The 10,858-nt window shown below is 71.0% G+C and carries 13 protein-coding genes; 4 read left to right on the top strand and 9 right to left on the bottom strand.

From position 1 onward, the window contains the following. Positions 1-249: 249 nt before the first annotated feature. From cbiE to AMK33_RS17310, 6 genes are all read right to left on the bottom strand, one after another. Positions 250-1,461: a precorrin-6y C5,15-methyltransferase (decarboxylating) subunit CbiE gene (cbiE, locus tag AMK33_RS17335; RefSeq protein WP_073933728.1), complete on the bottom strand. Its 1,212-nt coding sequence runs from the start codon at positions 1,459-1,461 to the stop codon at positions 250-252. A gap of 116 nt (positions 1,462-1,577) precedes the next feature. Beyond that, entirely contained in the window at positions 1,578-2,216 is a 639-nt protein-coding gene (locus AMK33_RS17330) for a GNAT family N-acetyltransferase (protein WP_073933727.1), read from the bottom strand. Positions 2,217-2,379: 163 nt separating this feature from the next. Continuing rightward, entirely contained in the window at positions 2,380-3,207 is an 828-nt protein-coding gene (locus AMK33_RS17325; RefSeq protein ID WP_073933726.1) for a MetQ/NlpA family ABC transporter substrate-binding protein, read from the bottom strand. Between the two features lie 120 nt (positions 3,208-3,327). Next, positions 3,328-4,065: a methionine ABC transporter permease gene (locus tag AMK33_RS17320; protein WP_073933725.1), complete on the bottom strand. Its 738-nt coding sequence runs from the start codon at positions 4,063-4,065 to the stop codon at positions 3,328-3,330. Continuing rightward, positions 4,062-5,099 carry a methionine ABC transporter ATP-binding protein gene (locus tag AMK33_RS17315; RefSeq protein ID WP_073933724.1) on the bottom strand — a complete coding sequence of 346 codons (1,038 nt, stop codon included), beginning with the start codon at positions 5,097-5,099 and terminating at the stop codon, positions 4,062-4,064. Before AMK33_RS17315 ends, AMK33_RS17320 begins: the two co-directional genes overlap by 4 nt. 397 nt (positions 5,100-5,496) lie before the next feature. After that, on the bottom strand, positions 5,497-6,147 hold the full coding sequence (locus AMK33_RS17310; protein WP_073933880.1) for an HAD family hydrolase: 651 nt from the start codon (positions 6,145-6,147) through the stop codon (positions 5,497-5,499). Between the two features lie 63 nt (positions 6,148-6,210). Here AMK33_RS17310 and AMK33_RS17305 point away from each other — a divergent pair, with 63 nt between their 5' ends. Genes AMK33_RS17305 through AMK33_RS17295 form a run of 3 tightly spaced genes read left to right on the top strand, consistent with a single transcriptional unit; the run spans position 6,211 to position 7,373 of the window. Further along, complete coding sequence (locus AMK33_RS17305) at positions 6,211-6,564, top strand: hypothetical protein (protein ID WP_073933723.1); 354 nt, start codon at positions 6,211-6,213, stop codon at positions 6,562-6,564. 13 nt (positions 6,565-6,577) lie between these two features. Next, a complete protein-coding gene (locus AMK33_RS17300) occupies positions 6,578-6,937 on the top strand; it encodes a hypothetical protein (protein ID WP_073933722.1) in 360 nt (119 codons plus the stop codon). Between the two features lies 1 nt (position 6,938). Then, positions 6,939-7,373 (top strand): hypothetical protein, encoded by a 435-nt coding sequence (locus AMK33_RS17295; protein WP_073933721.1) that lies wholly within the window; start codon positions 6,939-6,941, stop codon positions 7,371-7,373. On the opposite strand, the gene AMK33_RS17290 is transcribed toward AMK33_RS17295, so the two are convergent. The 3 genes from AMK33_RS17290 to AMK33_RS17280 all read right to left on the bottom strand — a co-directional run bounded on the left by AMK33_RS17290 (position 7,374) and on the right by AMK33_RS17280 (position 9,686). Then, complete coding sequence (locus AMK33_RS17290) at positions 7,374-7,871, bottom strand: GNAT family N-acetyltransferase (protein WP_073933720.1); 498 nt, start codon at positions 7,869-7,871, stop codon at positions 7,374-7,376. It abuts the gene before it with no gap. Between the two features lie 57 nt (positions 7,872-7,928). Next, positions 7,929-8,441 (bottom strand): sigma-70 family RNA polymerase sigma factor, encoded by a 513-nt coding sequence (locus AMK33_RS17285; RefSeq protein WP_235618119.1) that lies wholly within the window; start codon positions 8,439-8,441, stop codon positions 7,929-7,931. 75 nt (positions 8,442-8,516) lie between these two features. Beyond that, a complete protein-coding gene (locus AMK33_RS17280; protein ID WP_073933719.1) occupies positions 8,517-9,686 on the bottom strand; it encodes a glycerophosphodiester phosphodiesterase in 1,170 nt (389 codons plus the stop codon). A 415-nt stretch (positions 9,687-10,101) separates the two neighbouring features. Between AMK33_RS17280 and AMK33_RS17275 the strand changes: the two genes are divergently transcribed. After that, on the top strand, positions 10,102-10,773 hold the full coding sequence (locus AMK33_RS17275) for a lysophospholipid acyltransferase family protein (protein WP_073933718.1): 672 nt from the start codon (positions 10,102-10,104) through the stop codon (positions 10,771-10,773). The last annotated feature ends 85 nt before the right edge of the window (positions 10,774-10,858 follow it).

Here is a 10,858-nt window from a genome sequence, read left to right as displayed (position 1 = left end):
AGGCGACAAAGCCCTTCACCGTCATTCTCGCGGCCGTACGGCCGTCGCGTCAGCTTGATCGGCGACGGTTCCGCTGTGGACTGCGCCACGTTGCGCGTCCTCCGGTTCCTGCCGTACCACGACCCACCCCAAAACGGGCGCGTTTTCCGGACATTGGCCGGCGAAGCGCCGGGTGTCCGGGTGCGGTACAACGATCGGCCAGCCTACCCCGCGTGGTCGGACAATCCGATCACGGGGACGGCGATCGGATCAGTTGCCGCGCGCGGGCAGCACCCCGCTGAGCAGGAACGCGACGCTCCGCTCCTTCTCCGTCCAGGCCCTGGTGTCGAGTTCGACGGACTGGAGCAGGGCGCACTCCACCTGGTAGCCGTGTTCCGCGAGGTTCCGGCCGATGAGTTCGGCCCCGTCGCGGGTGGCGGCGTGCGTGACGATGCGCTGCGGACGGCGGTCGGCGACCGCGGAGACGACGGCCGCTCCCCCGCCGCCGACCCGGACGACGTCCGGCTCGGGGAGGTTCTCCAGGACGTGCGGGGCGGTGCCGTGGACGATCTGGAGCTGGACCCCGTACCGGCGGGCGGTGGACTCGGTGCGGGTGCAGGCGCGCGGGTCGCTGTCGACGGCGATGACGGCGGCGCCCGCGCGGGCGGCCTCGGTGGCGAAGGCGCCGCTTCCGCAGCCGATGTCCCAGACGAGGTCGCCGGTCCGCGGTCCGAGCCGGGCGAGTTGGGAGACGCGCAGCGGTTCCCGCTCGCCCTCGCCGAGGTCGCCGCCGTACTCCTCGGCCGGCAGCGACCAGCCGCGCGGGCCGGCGGAGGGGTCGCGTCCGGCGAGCCAGCCGCCGGACTCACCGGCACCGGCCCGGCCGCCGACGACGATGACGACATTGGGGTCGCGCCAGGTGTGGTCGGCGGCCTTGTCGGAGGTGACCACGCTGACCCGCTCGCGCTCGGTGCCGAGCTCCTCGCAGATCACGAAGGTGCGGTGGACGCCCTCCATGAGCAGGCCCAGTTCGGCGGGTCCGGCACCGGGTGAGGTGAGAACCGCCACCTTGGTGTGGGCCCGGCATACATTCACCGCGCGTCGCAGGGTGCGCGGGTGTGCGACGACCACGTGGGCGTCGTCCCAGGGCATTCCGGCGCGGGCGAAGGCGGCGGCGACGGAGGAGACGCCGGGGACCACCTCGACCTCGAGGCCGAACTCGGGTGCGCGCAGGGTCCGTACGACGCCGAAGAAGCCGGGGTCGCCGTCGGCGAGGACGACCGCGGTGCCGCGGTGGGCGGCGATGCGGCGGGCGGCGAGGGCTACGGAGCCGAGCCGGACGCGCTCGGCGCCGGGGGGCACCTCGGGGAGTGCCAGATGGTGGGCGGCGCCGGCCACCAGTGTGGCGGCGCCCAGCGCGGCGCGGGCCGCGGCGGTCAGCGGCGAACCGTCCCAGCCGATCACCGTGACCCGGTCGGCCATCGTCGTCAGTCTCCTGGGGTCTGCGCAGGTCGTCGTCGGCTGTCCCGCCACGGGGCGGGCTCCGTGAGACTACCTGGTGCGACCGGGGACCGCGCCGCCGGTGCCTCGTGCGAAGGTCAGTTCCAGTCCGTGTACGGGGTGAATCCGCCCGTGTCGGCCAGTTGTCCGTCCGCGCCCTCGATGTCCTCGGGCAGCAGGCTCCATACGATGAAGTCGGTGCGTACGTCGCTCCAGCCTCCGCCCTCGGTGCGGACGTGGGCTATGCAGGCGCCTCTCAGCACGCCCTCGCTGATGCAGCCGATCTTCTGGGCCACCTGCTGCGAGGCGGTGTTGTCGGCGGCGGTGCGCAGTTCGACGCGTTCGAACTTCTGGTCGCCGAAGAGCCACTGGGCGGTGGCGAGCGCGGCCTCGGAGGCGTAGCCCTCGCCGCGCGCCCAGGGGGCGACGATGTAGGACATCTCGGTGGACCGTACGTGCCAGTTGGTCCTGGTGAGCCGGATGACGCCGACCAGGCGCTGGGTGAGGAACTCGGCGACGGCGAGGTCGAGTCCGTTGCCGGCCGCGCGTTCGGCGGGGGCGTGCCCGGTGATCCAGGTGCGGGCGTCCTGTTCGGTGAAGGGCCGGGGGACGTCGGTCCAGGCGGCGACCTGTTCGTCGTTCATCATCTCGGCGAGGGCGGGGACGTCGTCCGTGTCGAGGGGACGCAGCACCAACCGCTCCGTGCTGATGGAGATGTTGGGGAAGGTGCTCGTCATGCGCCGCTCCGTAACCTGAGAGACCGTCGGGTGCTGCTGAACTGCCCAGCATGCAGCATGAAGGCACCGAACCGCACCACGGGGTCCTCCCCCACTGCCTGAACGGCGTGGGGGCACCCCCGCCTTGTAGCGGAGTGGACCCCGTGAGTGGCGCGGGACCGGATCAGAAGGAGGCGAGGACGGAACCGGCGTACTTGTCCTCGATGAACTTCTTCACCTCGGGGGAGGTGAGGAGGTCGGCGAGCTTCTTCACGCGCGGGTCGTCCTCCTGGCCCTCCTTGACGGCGAGGAGGTTGTTGTTCGGGTTGCCCTCGGCGGCCTCCAGGACGAGGGCGTCCTCAGCGGGCTTGAGGTCGGCCTCGATGGCGTAGTTGCCGTTGACGACCGCCGCGTCGACGTCCTCCAGGGAGCGGGGCGTCTGGGCCGCCTCCAGCTCCTTGAACGTGAGGTTCTTCGGGTTCTTTGTGATGTCCGCGGGGGTCGCCGCGGTGCCGACGCCGTCCTTGAGGGTGATCAGGTCGTTGGCGGCGAGCAGCTGCAGGGCGCGGCCCTCGTTGACGGTGTCGTTGGGGATCGCGATGGTGGCACCGCTCTTCAGCGCGTCGGCCTTGTCGACCTTGTTGGAGTAGAGGCCGAGCGGTTCCAGGTGCACGTCGACGACGGACACGATGTGGGTGCCGTTCTTCTTGTTGAAGTCGTCGAGGTACGGCTGGGTCTGGAAGAAGTTGGCGCCGACGGAGCCGTCCTCGGTCGCCGTGTTCGGGGTGACGTAGTCGGTGAACTCCTTGACCTCGAGGTCGAGGCCGGCCTTCTCGGCGAGGTTGTCCTTGACGAAGGTCAGGATCTCGGCGTGCGGCACGGGGCTCGCGGCGACGATCAGCGGGCCGGAGGTGTCGGAGGCGGCGTCCTTGTCCGAGCCGCAGGCGGTGAGCCCGAGGGTGAGGGCTCCGACGGCGAGGACGGCGGTGGTGATCTTGGCGGTGTTACGCACGAAAAGTGCCTTTCCTTGGGTGGTGCGGCCCCTTGGACCAAGGGGTGCCGGCGCGAAGCGCCGTCGTTGAGGGGTGGTGGCCGGGCGACGGGTGGGCGTGACGGGGAGTCTGGGGGGCGCTTACGCGACCTTGCTGATGTCGGCCGCGGCGGGCTCCTTGGCCTTGAGGAGGCGGAGCCTGGGCGAGGGGCCGGAGCGGCCGCCGCGGCGGTGCAGGGTGCGGGCCGCGTAGTCGCCGGCGAACTGGATGACCGAGATGACCACGGCGAGGATCGCGACGGTGATCCACATCAGTTCGCTGTCGAAGCGCTGGTAGCCGTAGCGGACGGCGAAGTCGCCGAGCCCGCCGCCGCCCACGGCGCCGGCCATGGCCGAGTATCCGATGAGGGCGATGACCGTGGTGGTGGTGCTGGCGATCAGCGAGGGCAGCGACTCGGGGACGAGGACCTTGCGGACGATCGTCCAGGTGTTGCCGCCCATGGCCTGCACGGCCTCGACGAGCCCGTGGTCCACTTCGCGCACGGCCGTCTCCACCAGGCGGGCGAAGAACGGGATGCCGCTGATGGCGAGCGGCACGATCGCGGCCTCGCTGCCGATGGACGTGCCGGTGACCCAGCGGGTGAAGCTGGTCAGGGCGACCATGAGGATGATGAACGGCATCGAGCGGCCGATGTTCACGATCTGCCCGATGACCTTGTTCACCAGGGTGTTCTGCAGCAGTCCGCCCTTGTCGGTGAGGACGAGCAGGATGCCGAGCGGAAGGCCGCCGGCGACGGCGATCAGGGTGGACCAGCCGACCATGATCAGCGTCTCGGTACACGCCTGTTCGAGCAGCGGCTGCATCTGGGTCCAGGTCACTTGGCCCCCTCCTTCACCAGCGCGGGCTGTTCCCGGTTCACGACGTCGATCTGGAGGCCCTGTTCGCGCAGGAAGCCGACGGGGACGACGTTGTCCTCGTAGCGGCCGGGCAGTTCGATGCGCATCCGGCCGACCTGGAGGCCGCCGACGGTGTCGATGGCGGCGCCGAGGATCGATATGTCGATGTTGTAGGTACGCGAGAGCTGGGAGATGACCGGCTGGGTCGCGCTCTCGCCGTGGAAGGTGACGTCGAGGACGGTGCGGTCGTCGCCGGAGGCCTCGCCGCCCACCGGGAACAGCGCGGAGGCCAGTTCGGAGCCGGGGGTGGCGAGGAGTTCGGTGACCGTGCCGGACTCGACGACGCGGCCGTTCTCCATGAGGGCGGCCGAGTCGCAGACCGACTTCACGACGTCCATCTCGTGGGTGATGAGCAGGACGGTGAGGCCGAGCTGCCGGTTGAGGTCGCGCAGGAGCTGCAGGATCGAGCGGGTGGTCTCCGGGTCGAGGGCGCTGGTGGCCTCGTCGGAGAGCAGCACCTTGGGGTCGCCGGCGAGGGCGCGGGCGATGCCGACGCGCTGCTTCTGGCCGCCGGAGAGCTGGGCGGGGTAGGCCTTGGCCTTGTCGGCGAGACCGACCAGGTCGAGCAGTTCCAGCGCCTTGCGGGAACGTTCCTTCCCCGACTTCCCGAGGATCTCCAGGGGCAGTTCGACGTTGTCCTGCACGGTGCGCGAGGAGAGCAGGTTGAAGTGCTGGAAGACCATGCCGATACGGCTGCGCGCCTGCCGCAGTTCCCTGCCGGCCCGGGGGCCGCGGCCGGCGAGCGCGGTGAGGTCCTGGCCGGCCACGGTCACGGTGCCCGAGGTGGGGCGTTCCAGCAGGTTGACGCAGCGGATGAGGGAGGACTTGCCGGCGCCGGACTGGCCGATGACGCCGTAGACCTCGCCTTCGCGGACGTGCAGGTCGACGCCGTCGAGGGCGGTGACCTCGCGGCCGCGTGAGCGGTAGACCTTGGTGAGGCCCGAGGTGGTGATCACGTGGGTATCCGTCACTGTCGAGTGCGCGGCGCGTCGTGGGCGCCGGGCACGAGGCATTCAGGGTCGAAAGCAGCCGGGCGGCACGGATCTCGGTGGGGTGCGGCGGTGGGGACCGTGGAGAAACGTGCGCGCGGGGGCGTGGCTCAGTCGCACATGCGGGGCATGCGGGCGGACATGAGCGGGCTCTCGCTTCGGGGCGCGAGGCTCGGATGGTGCAGGGGCCCTCTGTCAGGCGCACATTCGGCGACACATACACCGAGCACCGGGCGTCGTGGGCGCCTCGGTCGCAGGGATGCGGTCGCTCGTCGTGGTCATGCGATCAGTAAAGCAGACGTTTGCTCCTGACCGGACATGGCTGTCCGTATTCTGGACAGCCATGGACAGCGGTGCGCGCACGTCAGGGACGTACGGAGATCTCCACTCCCCCGTCCGTGACCAGTGCGGACAGGGCCGAGAGGTCCTCGACGACGAGGTCGGCGGTCAGCTCGTGGGCCCGGTGGGTTGTGGCCAAGGCCACGGTGGTCATGCCGGCGGCGCGGCCGGCCTGGAGTCCGGCGGGGGCGTCCTCGAAGACGACGCAGTGCGCGGGGTCGACGCCGAGGGTGCGGGCGGCGAGGAGGTAGGGCTCGGGGTCGGGCTTGCCGCGGGTGATGTCGTCGGCGGCGACCAGGGTCTTGGGCAGGATGCCGACGGCCTCCAGGCGGGCCTCGGCCAGGCGCCGGGTGGCGGAGGTGACGACGGCCCAGCGCTCGGCGGGCAGCACGGCGAGGAAGTCCCTGGTTCCCGGCAGCAGTTCCACACCGCCGTTGGGTACGTCCTCGACCTCCAGGTCCTCGATCCGCGCGACGGCCTCCGGCACGACATGGGCGGGCAGCAGATCGGCGGCTATCTCCGCGGCCGGCCGCCCGTGCAGCTCGACGCGCCCGAACTCCTCGGCCGTGATCCCGTACTCGACGGCCCACCGCGTCCAGCAGCGGTTCACGGAGGCGAGGGAGGAGACGAGGGTTCCGTCGTTGTCGAACAGCAGGGCCTGCGCATGGATGGTCATGCCATCGACCTTACGGGCCCGCCGGACCTTGCCGGACTCCCCGGCCGTGGCGACCATCACGGCATGAGACCCGAGGTGAGCGCCTTCGTGGCGGACGGACCGCTGCCCGACGAGGAGGCCGGGGAGGACGAGATCGACCGCAGGGCGCGGCAGCTCGAAGCGATGTCGCGCCCGCTGAGCCTCGCCGAGGCAAAGGCCCTGGCCGGCTGCTTCGGACCGGACGACTGCTACGGGCTCGCCTGGACGATGACCCACCTGATCGAGACCGCCCCGGGCCCGGTGTACACGCCAGAACCGGCACCCGAAGCGGGCGCGCACGCGCGGATCCGCGGGTGGGCGGTCGCCGCCGGACTGGTCACGGAGGGGGCCGGGTCCGGCGCTTCCGGGGGCGAGGACACCGGGGGTTTTCCGGCGTAATAGGGTCACTGCCATGCTTGATGTCCTGACGGTGGTGACCGGTGTCGCCGCGTTGTTGCTCGGCGCCTGGTGCGGATGGGCCGCCTACCGTGACCAGCCGACGAAGGACTGGCACTTCATCGGGATGGCCGTGGTCACGCTGCTGGCGCTGGCGCAGCTGGTCGTCGGGATCGTGCAACTGGCCCGGGGCGAGAAGCCGGAGCAGGGCACGACGATCTTCGTGGCGTATCTGCTCGGCGCGTTCGCGTGCGTCCCGGCGGCCGGCTTCATGTCGCTGGGCGAGCGCTCCCGCTGGGGTTCGCTGACGGTCGCCGCGAGCGGTGTCGTGCTGGCCGTGCTCGAGGTGCGGCTCTATGACATCTGGGGAGGCTGAGATGGCCGCGACGCAGGAGAAGCCGGCCAGGACGCGGCTGATCGGCGGTCCCGGACTGCTGCTGGTGTGGCTGTACGGGGTGATGGTCGTCGGCGCGGTGTCGCGCTCCGTGTACCAGATCGCCACCGAGTTCGACCGGGCGCCGCTCGCCTACGCGCTGTCGGCGGCGGCCGGCGTGGTCTACGGCTTCATCACCTACACCCTGGTGCGCGGCGGGGAGACGGCCCGCAGGGCGGCGCTGGTGTGCTGCGCCGCCGAGCTCGTGGGCGTACTGACCGTGGGGACCTGGACACTGGTGGAACCGTCCGCGTTCTCCGACGCCACCGTGTGGTCGGACTACGGGATGGGCTACCTCTTCATCCCGGTGCTGCTGCCCCTCACCGCCCTGTACTGGCTGCGCAAGGCGCGGCCGGAGCAGCAGCGGCCCGCGTCCTGATCAGGCGGTCGTCGCGTAGGCCTGCGCCTGCTTCTCCAGGACGATCATCGGTACGCCGTCGGCGCCCTGGGAGGTGCCCACCCGCTGGTAGCCGACCTTGCTGTACAGCCGCAGGCTGCTCTCGCTGCGGTGCCCGGCGTGCAGGCGGAAGGTCCTGGCGCCGCGCTCGTCGGCCAGGGCGGACTCCGCGGCCCGGAGGAGACGCGCGCCGATGCCGTGTCCCTGGAGGCGGGGGTGGACGCAGAGCTTGCCGATCGCGGCGGCGCCCTCCTCGGTGATCCTGCCGCGCACCGAGCCGACGATCTCGTCGCCGAGGCGGGCGACGAAGACACAGTCGGCGGCGACCTCCTCGCGGACCGAGTCGAGGGTCTGGACGAGCGGGTCGATGCGGTAGTTGCCGTAGAGCGCCGCCTCGCTCTGGAAGCACAGGTACTGCAACCTGAAGATCTGCTCCGCGTCCTGCTCGGCCGCCGCAGAGATGGTCACGCTCATGCCCATGTGCGCATGCCTCCCGCTCACCTGATCACCTGTCGTCCCCCACTCCTATCCCCGTCCTCAGCGCGCCGCAACCTCCCGTGTGAGCAAACGACGCAGACATCCCAGGCATCTGGAACGTTCCGGGCCGAGATTGCCCTGTGAGATACCCAACTCCCCCGCGATCTCCCGGTATGTCGGGTCGCGCGGGGACAGCAGCGCCTCCATCAGCTCCGGGCAGCGGCCGGGCAGCCGTCGTACGGCGTCCCGCAGGGCACGGCGGCGGGCGGCGGCGAGTGCGAGACCCTCGGGGCCGTGGTGGCCGGTGTCGGCGGGGTCGCCGGTCAGCGCCGTCTCCCGGCGGGCGGCGCGGCGGGTGCGGCGGGCCTCCGTACGGACGGCCCGGCGGAGCCAGCCCGGAGGGTCGGACGGCGGACCGCAGGTGTCGAGACGCTCCAGGAGGCGCAGCCACACCGCCTGTTCCAGGTCGCCCGGTTCGGTCCCGGAGCCGAGCGCCTCGGCGGCGGCCTCCGCGGTGAGCAGCGGACGCAGGGAGACGACCAGCTCGTACGCCATGACCGGCTCGTGTGTCATACGCGCAACGACTCGGCCGCTCCGGGCAGGGTTGCCCGGAGCGGCCCGAAATCCCCTCTACCGGGGCAAAGCAGGTCAGTCGTTGACGAAGTCCTCGCGGGCCAGCAGTCCGGTGTCCGGGTTGTCGGTGAAGACGCCGTCGATGCCGGTGGCGAAGTACGTCCGGTAGGCGCCGAAGACGTCGCCGTAGGCGTCGGGGTCGGTGCCCTCGCGGAAGTCGGCGGGCAGGAAGGGGTTCTCGTTGCGCAAGGTGTAGGGGTGCAGGATCAGTCCCGCACGGTGGGCGTCCCGCACCAGCGTGGTCGGCTCGGTGAGCCGGCCGGCCGCGTCGCGCGGGATGACCAGGTCGAGGGTGGGGCCGATGCCCTGGGCGTAGGAGGCGATCTCCTTCAGGCCCTCGGGGGTGATGAGGTCGGCGACGGTGCGCGGGTCGCCGGACTCGACGAAGTCCCAGGGGCGGCTGTTCGCACCGGACAGCAGGACCACGAGCGGGTTGTCCACGAGCCGGCGCAGCCGCTGGATGCTCGTCGGCTCGAACGACTGGAGGATGACCGGCGAGTTCCGGCGGTCCTTGCCGTGCCTGCGCAGCAGCTTCGCGACCCGCTCCTCCAGGCCGAGGCCGAGGCCGCGGAAGTAGGTGGGGTGCTTGGTCTCGGGGTAGATCCAGACCTGCTTGCCGCGCCTGCGGGTCTGCTCGTCCTGCCAGCGCAGCACCTCCTCGAAGGTGGGGATCTCCCAGCGGCCGTCGTAGAGGGTGTTGTGCGGGCGGTTGGCGGGGATGCGCTCGACGGCGCGCAGCCGCTTCAGCTCGGCGAGGGTGAAGTCCTCGGTGAACCAGCCGGTGACGGAGGCGCCGTCCAGTGTCTTGGTGGTCCGGCGGCCGGCGAACTCGGGGTGGTCGGCGACGTCCGTGGTGCCGCCGATCTCCGGTTCGTGCCGGCAGACGAGGTGGCCGTCCCTGGTGGGGACGAGGTCGCCGGCCTCGACGATGTCCGCGCCCATGTCGAGGGCGAGCTGGTAGGCGCCGAGGGTGTGCTCGGGCCGGTAGCCGCTCGCTCCCCGGTGGCCGACGATCGTGGGGACGGGCAGGCTCTTCAGCCCCCGGCCGCCGCCGTGCCGGGCGTCGGCGGCTCTCGCCGTACCGCCCAGTGCGAGGACCGATCCGGAGGCGCCGAGCACCGCCGCGCCGAGGAGGGCCCGCCGTCCGGTTCCGCCCGCCTGTTCGTTCGACTCCCGCGTTGCCATGAGTGCCCTCCTGGTGTCGGCTCGTCCGGTGCGGGGCGATCGTAGGTGCGTGGGGATGACGCACGGGAGACCCCCGGCCGAACACACGGGTGATGTTGTGTGGCTTACGCCCCTCATGCGGATGACGTACGTCTGTCGTATTCCGGCGGGGATGTGACGGCTCGTCCGGTTGGGCCGGGCGGAGAGGGGCACGCGGGGGGTGTACGGGTCCGGGCGACTTCCGTCACAGCCTGACCGCCGTGTTGCGCGCCGGTCACGGGCGGGCCACCGCAGGTGAACCCGGGTCAAGAGTGAGTAAGACCTCGGTGAACTCCCACGATCCCGATGTGCGCAACCCCCCGGGCCGCGAGTAATGTCCTCACCTGCACAGACTCGTACGGCATGAACCGACGTCCGTTTCCCACCGGAGGGCCCGTTGTCCCGCTTCGCGCTCATCAAGGCAGTGCTCGGCCCGATCATGCGCCTGATGTTCCGCCCACAGGTGGAGGGCGCGGAGAACATCCCGGGCGACGGTCCCGTCATCCTGGCCGGCAACCATCTGACGTTCATCGACTCGATGATCCTGCCGCTCGTCTGCGACCGTCAGGTCGTCTTCATCGGCAAGGACGAGTACGTCACCGGCAAGGGCCTCAAGGGCCGGCTGATGGCGTGGTTCTTCACCGGTGTCGGCATGATCCCGGTCGACCGCGACGGCGGCCGGGGCGGGGTGGCGGCACTGATGACCGGGCGCCGGGTGCTGGAGGAGGGCCGGATCTTCGGCATCTACCCGGAGGGCACCCGCTCCCCCGACGGCCGGCTGTACCGGGGCCGTACCGGCATCGCCCGGCTCACCCTGATGACCGGTGCGCCGGTCGTGCCGTTCGCGATGATCGGCACGGACAAGTTGCAGCCGGGAGGTGCGGGTTTGCCCCGGCCGGGCAAGGTGACGGTTCGTTTCGGTGAGGCGATGGAGTTTTCCCGTTACGACGGGATGGGTCGTGATCGGTATGTCCTGCGGGCGGTGACCGACTCGGTGATGAGTGAGGTTATGCGGTTGTCCGGGCAGGAGTACGTCGACATGTACGCCAGTAAGGCGAAGGCGGCATAAGCGCTGGGCGCTGGCCTGGGCGGGGGCTGCGGTTGCACTGCGGGTGCGGATGGGTTGTGGCTGGTCGCGCAGTTCCCCGCGCCCC

It is taken from the genome of Streptomyces sp. CB02400 (assembly GCF_001905725.1).
In the GTDB taxonomy this organism is placed as follows: domain Bacteria; phylum Actinomycetota; class Actinomycetes; order Streptomycetales; family Streptomycetaceae; genus Streptomyces; species Streptomyces atrovirens.
The sequence above is the reverse complement of the archived record's forward strand: the minus strand, read 5'-3'. Positions and strand labels throughout refer to the sequence as shown.